The organism is Cupriavidus sp. 01L45, from assembly GCF_056399885.1.
This window is the reverse complement of record NZ_JBFTSG010000006.1, coordinates 117,045-133,692: the sequence shown is the minus strand read 5'-3', so window position 1 is coordinate 133,692 and position 16,648 is coordinate 117,045. Positions and strand designations below refer to the sequence as shown.

The following is a 16,648-nucleotide window of genomic DNA, read 5'->3' as shown; positions in this document are numbered from 1 at the left end:
AAACCAGAAAGAAAAAAGGGCTTGGCGCATTGCCAAGCCCTTGATTTCATGAGTATTCGTATGGTGGACCGAAGGAGGATCGAACTCCCGACCTCTGCATTGCGAACGCAGCGCTCTCCCAGCTGAGCTATCGGCCCGTGACGGCTGATTGTAGCCCAGTTTTCGCCAGCATATCAATCACGCCGCCATGCCTGCGTTACCGGTCATTCCGCGCACGGTCGGCACGTTCAGCGGGCGTGCCGTGACCTCGCCGGAGGTGCGCAGCCACTGCGCCATCAGGTCCCAGATCGGGGGGCTGCCGCTCTGGCGGGCGTCTTCCGACACGGGCGCCCAACCGGCTACCTTGTAGGTCTTGCCGGCGTCGATGGGCCGGCCCTTGAGCCGCATGTCGGTGATGCGCCGGCCCATCGCGGCGGTGGGGTCAAYCGCGTATTGCAGCCCGCCCACGCGCACCATGTCGCCACCCTGCTGGTAGTAGGGGTCCGGGTTGAACAGGTTGTCCGCCACGTCTTCGAGGATGGTCTTGATGGTCTCCCCGCTCATCGTCGTGACGGTGGTGTGCGGGTACGTGATGGCGGTCTGGTCCATCAGGTGTTCCATGGTGATGGCCTGGCCCGGCAACAGCGTGGTTCCCCAGCGGAACCCGGGTGAGAACGCGATCTCGGCGCCCTGCACGTCCATCAGGCCGTCGAGGATCAGCTGGTCGAAGGTGCCGTTGAAATTGCCGCGGCGGTACAGCAGGCCGCTGTTGCGGGCGAGCACTTCGCCGAGCTGCTTTTCGTACGGCGCGCGTACCTTGGCGATCAGCGCGTCCATGGCCGGATCGGCGGCGAGGTAGTTGGCGAAGACGGGTAACAGGCGGTAGCGGAAGCCGCCGATCTTGCCGCCCTTGACGTCGAAGTCGAGCACGCCCAGAAACTTGCCGTTGGAGCCGGCGTTGGTGACGAGCGTGGTGCCACCGGCGTTCTTGACCGCCACCGGCGCGGGCATGCCGTCGTGGGTGTGGCCGCCGAGGATGGCGTCGAGGCCGCGCACGCGCGAGGCAAGCTTGAGGTCCACGTCCATGCCGTTGTGCGACAGCAGCACGACGACCTGCGCGCCCTTGCCGCGCGCCTGGTCGATGACTTGCTGCAGGTTTTCTTCCTGGATGCCGAAGGTCCAGTCGGGCGTGAAGTAGCGCGGGTTGGCAATCGGCGTGTAGGGAAAGGCCTGGCCGATGATGGCGACCGGCACGCCGTTCATCTCGCGGATCACGTAGGGGTCGAAGACGGGATCGCCGAAGTCGTTGGTCTTGATGTTCTGCGCGAGGAAGGCGACCTTGCCCTTGAAGTCTCGCTCGACGATCTCGGTGACGCGTTCTGCGCCGAGCGTCATCTCCCAGTGCGGGGTCATCACGTCCACGCCGAGGGCGAGCGCGGCGTCGACCATGTCCTGCCCGCGCGTCCACAGCGCGGTGGCCGAGCCCTGCCAGGTATCGCCGCCGTCGAGCAGCAGCGCGCCGGGCCGGCCGGCCTTGAGTTGCTTGATGAGCGTGGCGAGGTGGGCGAAGCCGCCCACCTTGCCGTAGCGGCGCGCGGCTTCAGTGAAATCGAGATAGGTGAAGGCATGCGCCTGCGCGCTGCCGGGCGCGATGCCGTAGTGGCGCAGGAAGGCCTGGCCGACGAGGTGCGGCGGCTTGCCCGCGTAGTCGCCCACGCCGAGGTTGACGTTGGGCTCGCGGAAATACAGCGGCCGCAGCTGCGCATGGCAATCGGTGAAATGCAGCAGGTGCACATTGCCGAAGCGCGGCACGTCATAGAGCTTGCCGGCGGCCTGCGCGGCCTGTGCATCGGTGGCGGGAAAGGTCATGCCGCCGGCGCCGGCAATGGCCAGCACCTGCAGGAACTCGCGTCGGTTCATCGTCTCTTCCAGTGGATTGCATGCGCCGGTATCGGGCAGCGGTGACCCGGCGTCTCGTGGCCGAATGCGGCTACTTCGGCGTTGGCCTGGCGTACTTCGCCAGTGCCGCGACTTCTTCTTCCAGCATCTCGCCGACCTCCTTCTGCACGACCTTGCCATCGGCGTCGATCACGTACAGCTCGGGCAGGCCCTTGCGCTTGCCGAGCGCGGCGCGCAGCGCGGGCGTGTCCATGGTGGCGGGGAAGGTGTAGCCGCGCTTCGCCATGTAGGCGGCGGCTTCCGTCGGATCACGGTCGATGGTTACCGCCAGCACCCCCAGTCCGCCGCGCGCGCCGCCGGTACTGTCGTAGAGCTTCTGCAGGCGCGGGTTCTGCAGCGCGCAGAAGGGGCACCACGATGCCCAGATCTCCAGCACCAGTGGTTTGCCGGCCAGTTGGGCGGCAGTCATGGTGCGGCCGTCGAGCAGTTGCACCGCAGGCAGGCGCACGGTGTCGCCCACCTCCAGTGCCGCGGCCGCACCGCTCCAGGCGAGCACCGCGAGCAGCAGCGTCCGTCGGAAGTTGATGGCCATACCGCCGGTCGCCATCGCGGTGCCTTACTGGTTGACCGGCGAGGCCGGGTCCAGCAGCAACGCCATCACGTCGCGGATCTGCTGCTCGGTGAGGATGCCCTTGTGGCCGAAGCGCGGCATGTTGGAGCAGGCCGCAAAGGCGCTGGAATCCCAGATCTTGCCCCAGGTGTACTTGAGCACCGCTTCCGAATCGCCGCGCAGCTTGCCGTACTGGTACAGCGACGGACCGATATTGCCGAAGGAGATCTCGGCCTTGGTCATCTGGTGGCAGGCGTAGCAGTTCGCGCCGTTGACGCCGCCGACGGCGTCGGAGAACTGCATGCCGCGGCCGTTCTGGGCGGTCTTCTCGCCTTCCTTCCAGTCGCCCAGCCACTGCTTGTCGGCAGGGTACTTGATCTGCTTGAACTCGGCGGCTTCGATTTTCCTGGCCACCGCCGCCGGCACCTTGGAGCGGTCCGGGTAGTCGCTGCACGCCTTCTGCATGGCGTCGCGATCGAGCACGCCTTCGACCGTGGCGGGACCCTTGGACGTGAAGGAGCTTTCGATCAGCGTCTTCATGTCGGCGCCGCTGACGGCGGCGGCCTTGGCAGGCTTCGCGGCCCTGGCCGGCTTGGCGCTGTCCTCCGCGTGAGCCATGCCCACGCAGGCCAGCAGGGCAAACGTGACCGCGGCGAGCTTGCCTTGTGTGTATCTACGCGCTTGTTTCATCTGTGCTCTCCCTTGCTCAGCGCTTCATGGCCGGACCGTCATACGTGCCGCCGTTGGCATTCCTGGCGAGGAACAGGCTCAGCGCCGTGATCACGTCGGAACCATAGGCGGGCTCGGGAAAGCGCTGCTGGCGCAGGCAATCGTAGAGGCGGTGCTGCATCGAACGCACCTCGCCCTGCGAGACGCGGTAGGCCGGCCACGTGGTGTAGGCAGCCTGGGCGCCTTGCCGGGTCAGCAGGTTGGGCAGCTCTTGCAGGCGGATGCGCTGGCCATCGACGGCGTGGCAGGTGGCGCAGGCGAAGTCGTAGGCGCCGCCGCGGTAGAAGAACATCTTCTGGCCCAGGGCATATACGCGCTTCTCTTCGGGATGGGCCAGTTGCACGTTCATCTTCACGCCGCGCGACTCGCCGGTCAGGAAGGCCACCAGGCGCTCGATGTCGGACGGCTTGCCGGTGGAGGCGAAGGGGTTCTTCAGCGCTTCTTCCTGGGTCAGGCCCTGCAGCGTCACGCGGCAATAGGCCAGGCGTTGCTCCAGGTCCATCACGCGGTTGGTGTCCTTGAAGTAGCGCGGCAGTTCGGCGTAAGCGCCCTTGGTCACGCCGGGGCCCTTGCCCAGGTCGCATTGTTCGAGCGAGGCGTTCTTGGGGCCGCCGGGTTTTTTCCAGAGTTCTTCGCCGGCGGCTTCCCACAGCTCGGCGGGATTGCCCTCGGCGAGCATTTGCCGGTATTTGGCGATTTCCTCGGCGGTGCTGCCCTGGGCGTGCACGGCGGCGGCGGCCAGCGCCACAGTGCCGGCCAGCGCCAGCGCGGCGCCCGTGTGGCGGCGTCTGATCGATTTCATGGGGCTTCTCCTCGGGGCCTCGGAAGCCTGCCGCCATGTGGCGCCAGGCCGTGCGGGCCGGTCTTATTGCTTGTCTTCCCGTAGCGCGGCACCCGGTTTGCGCCGGCTCCCGCGCGGATGCTACTTACGGCTTGATATAGGCATAGCCTTCATCAAACTGCAGCCTGGCCACTTCGACCACGCCCGCCTGTACGACCTTGGCTTCCATCAGCAGGCTGGACTCGGGGATCTTGCGCGCCGTCAGCGTGTTGCGGCAGACGCGGAACTCGACGCCGGAACTGGCCAGCGCGCCGACCGCCGCCTCGAACGTATTGCCGCGTGCGTCACGCGCGCCTTCCACGATGAAATCCACGCCATAGCCGAAGGCCACCACCACAATCCTGGTGTCTGGCGCTGCGTTCAGGTGGTTGCGCAGGTTGGCCATGGCGCGCACCGCCTGGTCCGTGCCTTCGGACAACTGGTAGACCACTTTGACGCGCCCGCCCTTGCCGGCGGCCGCCGGTGCCGCTTGCGCCGCCGCCTTGGCCGACAAGCCGATCGCGGCCAGGGCCGCCGTTGCTCGAATGAATGCTCGCCGCATGATTCCTATCCTTCCGGTCGCTCCCCTGCGCGCAACATGCGCCAGCCCGGGTCCGACATTCGACCTGAACCATAGCAGAGGATGCGGCCGCCCGCTCGGCCAGGCCCGTACCTGCTCCGATCAGGAAATGGTGGCTTCGTCGGTCCGCTTGTCGCCGCGGTTGTCGATCCAGGTCACCGTGACCTTGTCGCCCTTGGCGCCGCCCTTGAACTTGAAGTTCAGGAAGGGATCCTTGGACACGGCCGGGCCGAACTGGGCCTGGAATACGTCCTTGCCCTTGCACTGCGCCGTCACGCTCTGGATATGCCAGGCCGGAATGGTCTTGCCGCCCGCATCCTTGCGCTGGCCGGTTTCCATGTCGTGTTTCATCAGGATCTTGACGTCGACCACGCCGCCATTCTCGGCGGCACGTACGCGCATCGGGTCTGCCATGTTCTTTCCTCTTTCAGGTAGTGGTGGGGCGGGAAATCCGCGTGGGGGGATGGGAGCGTGGCCTCAGCCGCCGCAACCGCCCAGCGTCACCTTGATTTCCTTGGACGCCACATACCATTTGCCGCCGGCCTTGACGGCGGCGTACACCATCGAGGTCTGGCCCATCTTGACTCGCGTGGAGACGAAGGGCTCGGTGCCGGCGGGGATGGTGAAATCCGCTGCCAGCGTATTGGGATTCTTTTCCACCAGGATCGCGATCTGCTCGGTGCCAGGAATATTGCTGGTCACCGCGACCGGCACCACGGCGCCGTTTTCGGCGATGTCGGGGGCGGTAAAGACAATGGCGGTGCTTTTCTCGGTGCCGCTGCCGCCGAGCGCCTTGATGACGTCCGCCACGCTCTTGCCATCGAAGGCGGTCTTGTTCCACTCCGCCGCCTGCGCTTTGCTGATCAGGCCGGTGGCGGCCATCAGCGCGAGCACGGAAGTGACCCGCAATACGTCTCGTCGTTTTGAATGCATTGTTTCCTCTTCTCCTGCGTTTTCCGTACCGGCCTGGTTTATTGGCCTGCCGCGCCTTCCGGCACGGCAGCGGGCGGTGCATTGCCGCCCTACAGCGAGGGGCGCCACCGGCGCCCCCTGGGTCCCGAAGCCGTAACCCGGTCCGGGCAGGGCATGCCCTGGGCGCCTTACTTGGCCGGGGCGCCTGCCAGCACCCACTCCACGACCGTCTTCAGGTCGGCATCGCTCAAGCCAGCATTGGCGGGCATCGGCACCGGGCCCCAGACGCCTGCGCCGCCGCTCTTGACCTTCTTGGTCAGCGTTGCCAGGGCGTTCTTGTCGCCCTTGTACTTGGCCGCCACATCCTTGTAGGCGGGGCCGACCAGCTTCTTGTCGACCTGGTGGCAGCCCATGCAGGCGTTCTTGTTGGCGATTTCCTGGGCCTTGGCGGCATCGACTGCAGCGTTGGCCGAGGCGGCGCAAGCCAGCATCAGCGTTGCGATGACAAACTGCTTCATGGATATTGCTCCGAACTTTGAAGAGCCGTGGGGACGGCGATAGGCCACTCGCTGCCCGCCATGCCGGATGGCTGGCCGGCGCGGCGGCGCGCTGGCCGCGCCACGGGGCATGGTGGCGGCCAGTCCGCTATTTTGCCTCAAGAATCCACCCCACCACGGTGCGCAGGTCGGAATCGGGAATCTGCGCCTGGGGCGGCATCGGCATGCTGCCCCAGGCGCCCTGTCCGCCCGCCCTGATCTTGTGAGCCAGCGTGTCCCGCACTTCCTGTCCGTTGTACTTGCGCGCGATCTCGGTAAAGCTCGGGCCAACCAGCTTGCGGTCCGTGGCGTGGCAGGCCATGCACTGGTACTGGCTGGCCAGTTTCGCGCCGGCCTTCTCGTCCGGCGCGGCCGCCGCGGGCGCGCTCGCGGCGGTTCCGATCGCCACGCCGCGCGTGGGTCCCACCGTGCGCTGCTGCGCGGCCAGATCGCCGTGGGCATCGCGCGCGTAGGCCGGCATCGCCGACGCCACCTCCACCGTTCCCGCGCAATCCTTCATGCACGCCGTATTACGCGTATCCGGCTGGCCGCGCCCGGGCCACAAGCCATGTTGCAGGGTCATGCCGTTGCGGTTCGGCATGGTCTGCTGCACCACGGCGATGTTGCGCTCCGACAGCGTGAAATCCGCCGGCACGATATCGCCCAGGTTGAGCAGGTAGGCGGTGACCGCGTAGACCTCGTCGGCGGACAGGCTGCGCGGTGCGTTCCAGGGCATCGCGCGGTGGATGTAGTCCCACAGCGTGCTGACGGTGCTGACTTTCATCAGCGTGGTGCGATACGGCTGGTTGCCGGTCAGCGAAGCCACCCGTCCGCGCTTGATGTCCTCGGTGGTGGTGCCGCCGACGATGGGCGAGAAGACCTCGTTGGATTCACCGAAATCGCCATGGCAGGAGGCGCATTTGCCATCCCAGATTTTCTGTCCCTGCGACACCGTGCCGCTGCCCTTGGGCAGGCCCTGGAAATCGGGACGCACATCGATGTCCCATGCCCCGACCTCGGCCGGCGTCGCGGCGCGGCCCAGCGCGGCGCGCGCGGCTTCCGCCGGCGTCGCGGCGATCGACGCCTGCCCGCCCAGCGCCACGGCGGCGGCAAACAGCGCGGCGCGGGCGGCCTTAATCAACGTGGACATTGGAGACCTCGCCGCTGCCGGCCACCTGCCAGCTCTGGATGGCGTTGTTGTGATAGATCGAGCGCGTGCCGCGCACCGCGCGCAGCTGCGCCATGCGGGGCTGCACATAGCCGGTCTCGTCGATGGCGCGGCTTTGCAGGATGGCGGGGGCGCCGTCCCACGCCCAGTCCAGGTTGAAGCGCGTCAGGCATTTGGACAGCACCGGCGTTTCCAGCCGCGCGGTGCGCCAGTTGCGGCCGCCGTCGACGGAAACATCCACTCGCTTCACCCGCCCGCGCCCGGACCACGCCAGGCCGCTGATGTTGTAGAAGCCGGGGCCCACCATCTGCTGACCGCCCGAAGGCGTGGTGATGACGGATTTGCATTCCTGGATCGAGGTGTACTGGCGCAGCATGCCGTCGGGCATCATGTCGACGTAGTGCACGGTCTCGTCCTTGGTGTTCCACGGCTGGTCGCCCAGCTCCAGCCGGCGCAGCCACTTGACCCACGACACGCCCTGCACGCCGGGTACCACCAGCCGCAGCGGATAGCCGTTCTCGGGACGCAGCATCTCGCCGTTCATGCCCCATGCGACGATGATCTCGTCGGCCAGCGCCATCGGGATGGTGCGCGTCATGCCCGATCCGTCGCCGCCTTCGGCAAGCAGGTAGCGCCCGCGCTTGAAGTCGGCACCGGCATCGTCGAGCAGGACCTTGAGCGGCACGCCGGTGAATTCGCAGCAGGACAGCATGCCGTGGGTGTATTGCACCGTGGGCACCGCCACGTTGCCCCACTCCATGCCGGTGTTGGCGCCGCACTCGATGAAGTGCATGCGCGACACCGCCGGCAGGCGCATCAGATCGTCCATGGTGTAGACGCGCGGCGCTTTCACCAGGCCATTGAACATCAGGCGGTGGCGGGCCGGATCGATGTCCTGCCAGCCCTGGTGATGACGCTCGAAATGCAGCCCGTTGGGCGTGATGATGCCGAAGAAGCCTTGCAGCGGCGCGAAGGAAACAGAAGCGGCGGACACACGGGTCAGCCCCGGCGACTCGCGCCGCACCAGGTTTTTCTCGTAGGCGGAGGGCTGGCCGTAGGGGTGCGCGGCAACCGGCTGGCCCAGCGTGGTGGCCCAGGGTTGCGGCGTGAGGATGGCGTCGTCGCCGGCGCTTTGCGCTGCGCGCGTCCTGCCGCCGGCACCGGCGGCCAGCGCGGCCGCGGCGCCCAGGAAGCTCTTGCGCAGGAAGTCGCGGCGCGGGCTGTCCGGCGTGCCCAGGCCATGTTGCGCGATGTCCTGCTGCAACGATGCGCTGATGAAATGCTCCGGCGCACGCACGATGCGCCCGGGGCGGATCTGTTCCGGCACTGCGGTCTCCTCCGGTCCGCTCGTCCGGCGCGCAAGCGCCGTCGGCCAACCTGTTATCGGCCGGCGCCCGCGGATGCGGGCTGCCGCCGTACAACCTGCGTGCGAACGTGAATGCGGTTGCCCTGCGCCCCGGTACGCGCCTGGCCTCAGCGGCTACGGCGGCGCGGCGCCGGTGCGGCCTGCGGCATGAAGCGGTCGACCATGCCCGCGGGCAAGGCGCTGTCTTCCAGCCGGCTGGCCACCTGCACGCAGACCGTGCGGCACAGCTCAATCACGCTCTCGTCCTCGATGGCGTAGAACACGAGGTTGGCTTCCTTGCGGCGCGACAGCACGCCCGCGCGGTACATCGCGGTGAGATGCCGCGAGACATTGGTCTGCGAAGAGCCCACCGTTTCCACCACGGTGCCAACCGGCTTCTCGCCATCGCACAGGGCGTGCAGGATCTTCAGCCTGGTGGGTTCCGCCAGCAGACTGAAATACCCCGACACTTTCTCGAACACGCGATCCATCTCGTCCATGCCGTCCAATATATTCGTATATGCGTGATTGCGCATATAGTGTTTACCCCTTTGCGCCGCGTTTCCGGATGCGGGGCTGACTGCGATCTCGGAGACATATGCAACGCGCACCGTCACCGGTGCGCGCCGTGGTTGTCCTGCCGGGCGTTCAACCGAGCATGTCGGTCCAGATGGCATCCGCCCATGCCTGCGCATAGGTGCCTTCCAGCGCGTTCGGCGCAGCCGACAAGCCGCCCGCGCCCGGCACCGTGACCATGGTCTTCTGCGCTGCATCATAGCGATGCACGCTGGCGATGTGGATCGCTTCGCGCGCGGACGTGAAGCTGTAGCAAGTGTTGTTGTAAAGCGGCTCGGAGTTCGGCGCCTGGCCGGCGAGCAGCGACACGATGGCCGCCGCCGCCACCTTGCCGTGCTGGTTGGCCATATGGCCCGACTTGGGCATCAGCGGCGCGATCTGGATGGCGTCGCCGAGCATGTGAATGTCGGGCACGGCGATCGATTCGAAGGTAAGGAAGTCGACCTCGCACCAGCGGCCGTTGGCGGTAGCCAGCCCGCTTGCCACGGCGATGGCGCCGGCGCGCTGCGGCGGCAGCACATTGAGCACATCGGCGCGCTCGTCGTCCTGCACCTCGAACTTGAGCGTGCGGGTGGCGGGGTCCACGTCGATGGTGTTGTACTGCGGCCGGTACTCGATCATGCCTTTGTAGCGCGTGGCCCAGACCTGCTTGAACAGCGCGCCCTTGGAGGTGACGTCGGGATTGGCGTCGAGGATCAGCACCTTGCTGCGCGGCTTGGCCTGGCTGAAATAGTCCGCGACCAGGCAGGCGCGTTCGTAGGGCCCGGGCGGGCAGCGGTAGGGCGCGAGCGGAATGGTGATGGCGAAGGTGCCGCCATCGGGCATCGCTTCCAGCTGGCGGCGCAAATCCACCGTTTGCGGGCCGGCCTTCCAGGCGTGGAGAATCTGCTCGCCGCCTGGCTGGGCGAGGCCCGGAATCTCGCCAGAGAGCACATCCACGCCGGGCGACAGCACCAGCCGGTCGTAGGGCAGCGTGCCGCCGCCGGCGAGGCGCACCACCCTGCGCGCCGGGTCGATCGCGTTGACATGGTCGCGCACCACGTTCACGCCGTGGCGCTTCGCCAGCGCTTCGTAGGAGAGGGTGATGTCACCGATGCGCTTGCTGCCGGCGAGCACGAGGTTGGACAGCGGGCAGGAGACCAGGCTGGCGTTGGGCTCGACCAGCGTGACCTCAATACCTTGGCCGCTCCATTCGCGCAGGTAACGCGCTGCGGTGGCGCCGCCATAGCCGCCGCCCACCACCACCACCTTTGCCTTGCCGGTAGCGCTGGCCGCTTGCGCGCCGAATGCGCCGAGCGCGGCAGTGCCGGCGAGCGCGCCGAGGAATTCACGTCTTTGCATCTGAGGGTCTCCTTGCCGGGTTGCAAGCCGGCGCGCTTAGCGCACGGCGGCGAACCAGCCCGCGATGGCTTCGATCTGCTGGTCGCTGTAGCCCTTGGCGATCTGCTGCATCACCGTGGCTTCGCGCTTGCCTTGCCTGAAGTCCTGCATCTGCCGGACCAGCTCGGACTTGTCGCGGCCGGCGAGGCCCGGCACCGGGCTCCCCGCGGGCGCGCGGCCCGCGGGGCCGTGGCAGCCGGCGCACGCGGCGGCCCAGTTGCGCGCTTGCAGCGCGGCGGCGTCGGGCGCCTGTGCTTGCGCGCCGCCGGGCAAGGCCAGTAACACCAGCGCCGCCAAGGCGGCAAGTAGGGGGGGCTGGATCATCGTGTTCGCTCCGGGATCGCGCCGCGAGGGCGTGCCTACCCTAACACACCGGGCGCGCGCATGTGATGCGAAAACCTCAGATCGAAGTGCGCCCGGTGATGCCCGGAGAAGGCGGCGAGCGGCGGGGAAGTGGCGCGTGAACCGGCCGCCTGAAACTGCGGCCGCAGCGCGAGGCGCTGTAATGGGTACGCCGCGCGGCAATGCACGCGGCGCACGGCCAGGCTGGCGCGGGAGCCAGGGCTGGCCCGACGCGCCGGCCGTTCAGGGCAGGTTGCGGCCGGGCGGCAATGCCACCGGCGAGGCTACCGGCGACGCGACCGGGGTGGTCGTGGCGCCAGGGGCCGCCTCTGGCGCGGGCGGCGCGGATTGCACCGGTGCGGGCGTGCCGGAAGTGGTATCCGGCGGCGTGGTCCGCCCGGTGGCGGCAGCGTCGAGCCTGCCGCTCTCGGCTTCGGTCACATAGTCGAAGGCCTTTACCACCTTGGTGACGCCGCTGGCATTGCGGGCCACATCGGTGGCGCGTTCGCCTTCGGGCGGCGTGACGATGCCAAGCATGTAGACCACACMCTTCTCCGTGACGATCTTGATCGAGTTCGAGGGCACGCCTTCGGCGGTGATCAGCATGGTCTTGACCTTGCTGGTGATGTAGGTGTCCTCGCTCTGCGTGGCGAACGAGGGCGACGGCACGATTTCGAGCTCGTCGATCACCTCGCGCGCGTTGGGCAGGCCTCGCACATATTTGTCGATCTGCTGCTTGACAGCGGCGTCCTTGGCCTCGCCGGTCAGCAGCACCTTGCGGTTAAAGACCGACACGCTCACGCGCGCCTGGCCGTTGTAGCGCGAACTCAGCGTGCTATCGGCCTCCAGCTGCAGGCCGCGGTCGATGGTCTGGGTGGTGGTTGGCCGGCGGTCGGTGGCCACGGTCACGCCACTGGCCACGCCGGCGGCGATGACCGGGAAGCAACCGGTGAGCTGCGTGGCCGCAACGGTCAGTGCCGCCACCATCGTCGCGGTGCGGGCCAGGCGTGGCAGGGTCCCGGCCGGCCGGGAGGTGCGGGATTCACGCGAGTTGGGCAGAGTCGTCATGCGGTCCTTGCTTGTAGCGGTGAGGCAAAAATGGGCTGTGGTTGCTTCGGGAGCGAAATTCAGGGGCGAGAAAGCGAGGCGCTATCGGCGGCGGGCTCAGCCCTCGCCCAGCAGCGCCTCGTCGATGCCGTCGCACAGGCAATGCAGGGTCAGCAGGTGCACTTCCTGGATACGCGGGGCGCGCTCGCTGGGCACGCACAAGTTGACGTCGAATTCGTCCAGCAGGCCGGCGAGCTCGCCGCCGCCCATGCCGGTCAGGGCCACCACGCTCATGTCGCGCTGCTTGGCAGCCTGCACCGCGGCGAGCACGTTGGCGGCGTTGCCGGAGGTGGAAATCGCGAGCAGCACGTCGCCGGGCTGGCCGAGGGCTTCCACCTGCTTGGAGAACACCAGGCTGAAATCGTAGTCGTTGCCGATGGCGGTAAGGATCGAACTGTCGGTCGTCAGGGCGATCGCGGCCAGGCCGGGGCGCTCGCGCTCGAAGCGGCCGATCAGGTCGGCGGCGAAATGCTGGGCGTCGGAGGCCGAGCCGCCGTTGCCGCAGACCAGGATCTTGTTGCCGCTGGTGAGCGCGCCCACCAGCCGCTCGATCGCCGCGGCGATGTGGGGCGCCATCAGCGGCGCGGCCTGGCGCTTGGTCTCTGCGCTGTCGAAGAAATGCTGCTGGATGCTATCGATATGCATGGCTCGATCGGCCTTCTTGTTTTCAAACGCTTTTCAAATGCGGCACGCGCCGCAAGATATTGCGCATTATGACGCAGGCGCCCGGGCTCCCCCGCGCTTCATGGCGCCGCGCCGGCATCGAAGGCGTCGCGAATCCATTCGAGCCGCCCCGGCTCCAGCGCCACCACATCGAGCCGGCAGCGCGGCGCGGCGCCTGGTTCCGCCTGCGCGGCGAGGTAATGCTCCGCGGCCAGCAGGATGCGCCGCTGCTTGGCCGGTGTGACACTGGCAGCCGCGCCGCCGAAGGCGCGGCTGGCGCGCTGGCGCACTTCCACAAAAACCAGCGTACCGTCGGCCTCGCGCATGATCAGGTCGATCTCGCCGCCTTTGCAGCGATAATTGCGAACCACGAGCGCCAGGCCCTGCCTTTCCAGGTAAGCCAGCGCGCGTCCCTCGGCGCGAGCGCCCCGCGCCTGTGCCGGGGACATCGTGGATTTGAATGATGGATTCAACGGAAGTTCTCAAGCATGACTGACTGGATCTCCCTGGCGGCCGGCCAGTCCTACCCGTCCGGCACCCTGTACGTGGTGGCTACCCCGATCGGCAACCTGGCCGATCTCTCCCTGCGGGCACTGCACGTGCTCGGCCTGGCCGACGCCATCGCCTGCGAGGACACCCGCAATACCGGCCAGCTGCTCACGCGCGTTGGCCTGCACCGCCCGCTGCTGGCGGTGCACGAGCACAACGAACGCGAAGCGGCGGAGCGCATCAACGCGCGGCTGGCCGCTGGCGAGCGCATTGCCTACGTGTCCGACGCCGGCACGCCCGGTATCTCCGATCCGGGCGCGCGGCTGGTGGAAGCGGCGCGCGCGGCCGGCCACGCGGTGGTGCCGCTGCCCGGCCCGAGCGCGGCCGTGGCGGCCTTGTCGGTAGCGGGCGAGATGCTCGACAGCGGCGACGGACGTTTCACCTTTGCCGGCTTCCTGCCGTCCAAGGCGCGCGCGCGCAGCGAGGCCATCGCCGGACTGGCCGCGCTCGATCACGCCTGGGTGGTCTATGAGGCGCCGCACCGCATTGCCGACACGCTGGCGGCGCTGGCCGCCGCGCTGCCGCCGGACAGGCGGCTGCTGATTGGCCGCGAACTGACCAAGCTGTTCGAGGAAATCAAGGTGCTGCCGGTGAGCGAGGCGCCAGCCTGGCTGGCCGCGGATGCATCGCGCGCCAAGGGCGAGTTCGTGCTGGTGGTGGAAGGCGCGTCGGCTAAGGCAGCGGATGCCGGCCAGCCTGACGCCCGCGCACAGCAGGTGCTGGAGCTGCTGCTGGCCGAGTTGCCGGCCAAGCGGGCCGCCAAGCTCGCCGCCGCCATTACCGGCGCTTCCACCGATGCGCTGTACCGGCTGGCGCTGGCCCGGCGGGCGGGGCACGGCGAGGGCGACGGGGATGGCGAGGCGGCTACCGAGTGAATCGTCCGGGTGCCTGATGACCGCATCGGCGCATAAGCCGACGGCGTCGCGGACCTGGCATGCCTGCATGGTCCGCATCCCGGCTCAGCGGCTCTTGCGCCGGGCCGCCGGCTTGCGCGTCTTGCGGGCCGCGCGCACGGGACTGGCCGGGTTGTCGGCCAGTTCGGAGTCGGTCGTGGCATCGTCGCCACTATCGCCCGCATCGTCGCCGCTCGGCGCGATCTGCGGCCCCAGCGCCGCTACCTCGGAGCGCGACAGGCGCCGGATCTCCACCTGGGTGGAGCCGTGATCGGTAAAACCGAGGCGCTTGGCCGCGCCAAAAGAGACGTCGAGCACGCGGTTGCTGTGATACGGCCCGCGATCGTTGATGCGGACCACCGCCACCTTGCCATTGCGCAGGTTGCGCACCAGCACCCAGCTATCGAGCGGCAGCGAGGGATGCGCGGCAGTCATCGCCCGCATATCGAAGCGCTCGCCATTGGCCGTCTTGCGGCCATGGAAACCCTTGCCATACCAGGACGCCATGCCGCGCTGCTCATAGGAGCCCAGGTCGGGCCGCAGGCCCTCGAACGATCCCACGCCATCCCCCTGCGCGTCGCCGCCCCAGCGATACAGGCCCCAGCCATTGCTGCTGTCCTTCGGGGCTTTGTCCGAGGCGCCGTTTTTCTCGCCCTTGGCAACTTTGGCAGGCTTGGCCGGCTTGGCAGTCCCCGGCGTGGCGGCGGTGGGCACGCCCTCCTGCGTTTGATCGCCCGGTGGGATCGCACAAGCGGCAAGCGCCAGCGCGCACGTGGCATGCACGCACAGGCGGACGATCCGCGCGGGGCGGGAAAGGGGGAGTTGTAACCAACGCATCGCGGGAGTCTAGCATCACGCAGTTACACCTATGGCCTTGATTTTGTTACGAATTGTCTGTAACGCGCGGCACAAACCGTACCCGATTCGGCGCTTGCCAGGCGCCAGGCCAGTCCTGACAAGGCTTTCGCGGTGTGCTTCGCGCATTGCTTCATGCCCTTCCGACGCTGTCGGGCGCGGCACCTTTTTACAGGCCCGACGCTACAATGCGACCACTGTTCCGATCGCGAGCCATCCTTCGCCCTCGATTTTTGTGGTGCATGCGGCGCTCGTATCCGGCCCTGGCTCCCTGTCTCCCCTCCAACTTTCGCTCCATGCAAGTCCTACTGATTCCCGTGACGCCCTTCCAGCAGAACTGCACGCTGCTGATCGACGAGACCACTGGCCGCGCCGCGGTGACCGATCCCGGCGGCGACCTTGACCGCATCCATGCCGCGGTCAAGGAACACGGCGTGACGCTGGAGAAGATCTTCCTCACGCACGGGCACGTGGACCACTGCGCCGGGGCGGCATCGCTGGCGCGCGAGCTTGGGATCCCGATCGAAGGGCCGCACGAGGACGAGCGCTTCTGGATCGAGCAATTGCCGGAGCAGACGCGCCGTTTTGGCTTTAGCCACGCCGAGATCTTCGAGCCGCAGCGCTGGCTGGACACGGGCGACACCGTGCAGTTCGGCAGCGAGACGCTGGAGGTCTACCATTGCCCCGGCCACACGCCCGGCCACGTGGTGTTTTTCTCGCGCGCGCACCGGCTCGCCATCGTGGGCGACGTACTGTTCGCGGGCTCGRTCGGCCGTACCGACTTCCCGCGCGGCAACCACGCCGACCTGATCCGCTCGATCCGCACCCATTTGTGGCCGCTGGGCGGCGACGTAACCTTCGTGCCCGGCCACGGGCCTGTCTCCACGTTTGCCGAGGAGCGCAAGAACAATCCCTATGTGGCGGACCACCTGATCGACGTCGGCTGAGCCCCCGCACGCCGCGCTTTCCGAATCCCTATTCCAAGGCATGCCATGGCCAAGCGACAGGCACCCGACACCCGCCCCGAAATCTATGTGAGCACCGACGTGGAAGCCGACGGCCCGATCCCCGGCCCGCACTCCATGTTGTCCTTCGCCTCCGCCGCGATGCTGGCGGACAAGACCGTGGTGAGCACCTTCTCGGCCAACCTGGAGACGCTGCCGGGCGCCGCCGGGCATCCGGCGCAGATGCAGTGGTGGCAAACCCAGCCGGAAGCCTGGGCAGCCTGCCGGCAGAACCCGGAGCCGCCCGAGCGGGCCATGGTGCGCTACGTGGAATGGGTGGAGAGCCTGCCCGGCAAGCCAGTCTTCGTGGCCTTCCCGGCCGGCTTCGATTTCACCTGGATGTTCTGGTACATGATGCGTTTCGCCGGCCGCTCGCCGTTTGGCTGGGCGGCGCTTGACATCAAGACGATGGCATTCGCCATGACCGGGCTGCCCTACCGCAAGACCGTCAAGCCGGCGCTGCCGGCCGAATGGAAAGATCCGCTGCCGCACACCCATGTGGCGCTGGACGATGCGCTGGAGCAGGGTGCGCTGTTTTGCAACATGCTTACCGAATTGAAGGCCCGGGAGGCCAGGCTCGCCGCTGCACAGGCCGTGCCCGCAAGCGACGGCCCGCCCGCTCCCCCCGCGGCCTGAACCGGCTCACGCGCGGATTCCCGGCGCCGGCATGCGCCGGCCTCGCATCCTGTGGCGCGCCAGCT

The 16,648-nt window shown here is 67.8% G+C and carries 20 protein-coding genes and 1 tRNA gene; 3 read left to right on the top strand and 18 right to left on the bottom strand.

Going from position 1 to position 16,648, the window contains the following annotated elements; genetic code table 11:
- Nucleotides 1-61: 61 nt before the first annotated feature.
- The 17 genes from AC1DT6_RS06085 to AC1DT6_RS06005 form a co-directional block, all read right to left on the bottom strand.
- Nucleotides 62-137 (bottom strand) — tRNA-Ala (locus tag AC1DT6_RS06085).
- Between the two features lie 40 nt (nt 138-177).
- Nucleotides 178-1,899 carry a thiosulfohydrolase SoxB gene (gene soxB, locus AC1DT6_RS06080; RefSeq protein WP_477114558.1) on the bottom strand — a complete coding sequence of 574 codons (1,722 nt, stop codon included), beginning with the start codon at nt 1,897-1,899 and terminating at the stop codon, nt 178-180.
- A 70-nt stretch (nt 1,900-1,969) separates the two neighbouring features.
- Nucleotides 1,970-2,470 carry a TlpA family protein disulfide reductase gene (locus AC1DT6_RS06075; RefSeq protein WP_441632929.1) on the bottom strand — a complete coding sequence of 167 codons (501 nt, stop codon included), beginning with the start codon at nt 2,468-2,470 and terminating at the stop codon, nt 1,970-1,972.
- 24 nt (nt 2,471-2,494) lie between these two features.
- Nucleotides 2,495-3,178: a sulfur oxidation c-type cytochrome SoxX gene (gene soxX / locus AC1DT6_RS06070; RefSeq protein ID WP_441632927.1), complete on the bottom strand. Its 684-nt coding sequence runs from the start codon at nt 3,176-3,178 to the stop codon at nt 2,495-2,497.
- Nucleotides 3,179-3,194: 16 nt separating this feature from the next.
- Nucleotides 3,195-4,019, bottom strand: coding sequence for a sulfur oxidation c-type cytochrome SoxA (gene soxA / locus AC1DT6_RS06065; protein WP_441632925.1), 825 nt, complete (start codon nt 4,017-4,019; stop codon nt 3,195-3,197).
- A gap of 124 nt (nt 4,020-4,143) precedes the next feature.
- On the bottom strand, nt 4,144-4,599 hold the full coding sequence (locus AC1DT6_RS06060) for a DsrE family protein (RefSeq protein WP_441632923.1): 456 nt from the start codon (nt 4,597-4,599) through the stop codon (nt 4,144-4,146).
- A 120-nt stretch (nt 4,600-4,719) separates the two neighbouring features.
- Nucleotides 4,720-5,031: a thiosulfate oxidation carrier complex protein SoxZ gene (gene soxZ / locus AC1DT6_RS06055; protein WP_441632921.1), complete on the bottom strand. Its 312-nt coding sequence runs from the start codon at nt 5,029-5,031 to the stop codon at nt 4,720-4,722.
- Nucleotides 5,032-5,094: 63 nt separating this feature from the next.
- Nucleotides 5,095-5,550 carry a thiosulfate oxidation carrier protein SoxY gene (gene soxY, locus AC1DT6_RS06050; RefSeq protein ID WP_035873240.1) on the bottom strand — a complete coding sequence of 152 codons (456 nt, stop codon included), beginning with the start codon at nt 5,548-5,550 and terminating at the stop codon, nt 5,095-5,097.
- 167 nt (nt 5,551-5,717) lie between these two features.
- Nucleotides 5,718-6,047, bottom strand: a complete 330-nt coding sequence (locus tag AC1DT6_RS06045) for a c-type cytochrome (RefSeq protein WP_035873236.1) — start codon at nt 6,045-6,047, stop codon at nt 5,718-5,720.
- A 127-nt stretch (nt 6,048-6,174) separates the two neighbouring features.
- Nucleotides 6,175-7,215 carry a c-type cytochrome gene (locus AC1DT6_RS06040; RefSeq protein WP_477102472.1) on the bottom strand — a complete coding sequence of 347 codons (1,041 nt, stop codon included), beginning with the start codon at nt 7,213-7,215 and terminating at the stop codon, nt 6,175-6,177.
- A complete protein-coding gene (soxC, locus tag AC1DT6_RS06035) occupies nt 7,199-8,560 on the bottom strand; it encodes a sulfite dehydrogenase (RefSeq protein ID WP_441637628.1) in 1,362 nt (453 codons plus the stop codon). Before soxC ends, AC1DT6_RS06040 begins: the two co-directional genes overlap by 17 nt.
- 146 nt (nt 8,561-8,706) lie before the next feature.
- Nucleotides 8,707-9,114, bottom strand: a complete 408-nt coding sequence (locus AC1DT6_RS06030; RefSeq protein ID WP_035873232.1) for an ArsR/SmtB family transcription factor — start codon at nt 9,112-9,114, stop codon at nt 8,707-8,709.
- A gap of 112 nt (nt 9,115-9,226) precedes the next feature.
- Nucleotides 9,227-10,495 carry an FCSD flavin-binding domain-containing protein gene (locus tag AC1DT6_RS06025; RefSeq protein ID WP_441637626.1) on the bottom strand — a complete coding sequence of 423 codons (1,269 nt, stop codon included), beginning with the start codon at nt 10,493-10,495 and terminating at the stop codon, nt 9,227-9,229.
- A 36-nt stretch (nt 10,496-10,531) separates the two neighbouring features.
- Nucleotides 10,532-10,858 (bottom strand): c-type cytochrome, encoded by a 327-nt coding sequence (locus AC1DT6_RS06020; RefSeq protein WP_477102471.1) that lies wholly within the window; start codon nt 10,856-10,858, stop codon nt 10,532-10,534.
- Nucleotides 10,859-11,119: 261 nt separating this feature from the next.
- A complete protein-coding gene (locus AC1DT6_RS06015) occupies nt 11,120-11,944 on the bottom strand; it encodes a BON domain-containing protein (protein WP_477114557.1) in 825 nt (274 codons plus the stop codon).
- Nucleotides 11,945-12,040: 96 nt separating this feature from the next.
- Nucleotides 12,041-12,628, bottom strand: coding sequence for a phosphoheptose isomerase (locus tag AC1DT6_RS06010; RefSeq protein ID WP_035873219.1), 588 nt, complete (start codon nt 12,626-12,628; stop codon nt 12,041-12,043).
- Between the two features lie 98 nt (nt 12,629-12,726).
- Nucleotides 12,727-13,095, bottom strand: a complete 369-nt coding sequence (locus AC1DT6_RS06005) for a YraN family protein (RefSeq protein WP_441637341.1) — start codon at nt 13,093-13,095, stop codon at nt 12,727-12,729.
- 39 nt (nt 13,096-13,134) lie between these two features.
- Here AC1DT6_RS06005 and rsmI point away from each other — a divergent pair, with 39 nt between their 5' ends.
- Complete coding sequence (rsmI, locus tag AC1DT6_RS06000; protein WP_441637339.1) at nt 13,135-14,070, top strand: 16S rRNA (cytidine(1402)-2'-O)-methyltransferase; 936 nt, start codon at nt 13,135-13,137, stop codon at nt 14,068-14,070.
- Between the two features lie 84 nt (nt 14,071-14,154).
- On the opposite strand, the gene AC1DT6_RS05995 is transcribed toward rsmI, so the two are convergent.
- On the bottom strand, nt 14,155-14,925 hold the full coding sequence (locus tag AC1DT6_RS05995; RefSeq protein WP_441637337.1) for a septal ring lytic transglycosylase RlpA family protein: 771 nt from the start codon (nt 14,923-14,925) through the stop codon (nt 14,155-14,157).
- Between the two features lie 314 nt (nt 14,926-15,239).
- Here AC1DT6_RS05995 and AC1DT6_RS05990 point away from each other — a divergent pair, with 314 nt between their 5' ends.
- Together AC1DT6_RS05990 and AC1DT6_RS05985 are read left to right on the top strand one after the other, a co-directional pair.
- Nucleotides 15,240-15,890, top strand: a complete 651-nt coding sequence (locus AC1DT6_RS05990; protein ID WP_477114556.1) for an MBL fold metallo-hydrolase — start codon at nt 15,240-15,242, stop codon at nt 15,888-15,890.
- A 45-nt stretch (nt 15,891-15,935) separates the two neighbouring features.
- A complete protein-coding gene (locus AC1DT6_RS05985) occupies nt 15,936-16,583 on the top strand; it encodes a 3'-5' exonuclease family protein (protein ID WP_441637333.1) in 648 nt (215 codons plus the stop codon).
- Nucleotides 16,584-16,648: the final 65 nt, after the last annotated feature.

Bases quoted from the DNA above. Each gene is read 5' to 3' on its own strand.
- AC1DT6_RS06075 (WP_441632929.1), bottom strand. From the start codon at position 2,470: ATGGCCATCAACTTCCGACGGACGCTGCTGCTCGCGGTGCTCGCCTGG.
- soxX (WP_441632927.1), bottom strand. From the start codon at position 3,178: ATGAAACAAGCGCGTAGATACACACAAGGCAAGCTCGCCGCGGTCACG.
- soxA (WP_441632925.1), bottom strand. From the start codon at position 4,019: ATGAAATCGATCAGACGCCGCCACACGGGCGCCGCGCTGGCGCTGGCC.
- AC1DT6_RS06060 (WP_441632923.1), bottom strand. From the start codon at position 4,599: ATGCGGCGAGCATTCATTCGAGCAACGGCGGCCCTGGCCGCGATCGGC.
- soxZ (WP_441632921.1), bottom strand. From the start codon at position 5,031: ATGGCAGACCCGATGCGCGTACGTGCCGCCGAGAATGGCGGCGTGGTC.
- soxY (WP_035873240.1), bottom strand. From the start codon at position 5,550: ATGCATTCAAAACGACGAGACGTATTGCGGGTCACTTCCGTGCTCGCG.
- AC1DT6_RS06045 (WP_035873236.1), bottom strand. From the start codon at position 6,047: ATGAAGCAGTTTGTCATCGCAACGCTGATGCTGGCTTGCGCCGCCTCG.
- AC1DT6_RS06040 (WP_477102472.1), bottom strand. From the start codon at position 7,215: ATGTCCACGTTGATTAAGGCCGCCCGCGCCGCGCTGTTTGCCGCCGCC.
- AC1DT6_RS06030 (WP_035873232.1), bottom strand. From the start codon at position 9,114: ATGCGCAATCACGCATATACGAATATATTGGACGGCATGGACGAGATG.
- AC1DT6_RS06025 (WP_441637626.1), bottom strand. From the start codon at position 10,495: ATGCAAAGACGTGAATTCCTCGGCGCGCTCGCCGGCACTGCCGCGCTC.
- AC1DT6_RS06020 (WP_477102471.1), bottom strand. From the start codon at position 10,858: ATGATCCAGCCCCCCCTACTTGCCGCCTTGGCGGCGCTGGTGTTACTG.
- AC1DT6_RS06010 (WP_035873219.1), bottom strand. From the start codon at position 12,628: ATGCATATCGATAGCATCCAGCAGCATTTCTTCGACAGCGCAGAGACC.
- AC1DT6_RS06005 (WP_441637341.1), bottom strand. From the start codon at position 13,095: ATGTCCCCGGCACAGGCGCGGGGCGCTCGCGCCGAGGGACGCGCGCTG.
- rsmI (WP_441637339.1), top strand. From the start codon at position 13,135: ATGACTGACTGGATCTCCCTGGCGGCCGGCCAGTCCTACCCGTCCGGC.
- AC1DT6_RS05995 (WP_441637337.1), bottom strand. From the start codon at position 14,925: ATGCGTTGGTTACAACTCCCCCTTTCCCGCCCCGCGCGGATCGTCCGC.
- AC1DT6_RS05985 (WP_441637333.1), top strand. From the start codon at position 15,936: ATGGCCAAGCGACAGGCACCCGACACCCGCCCCGAAATCTATGTGAGC.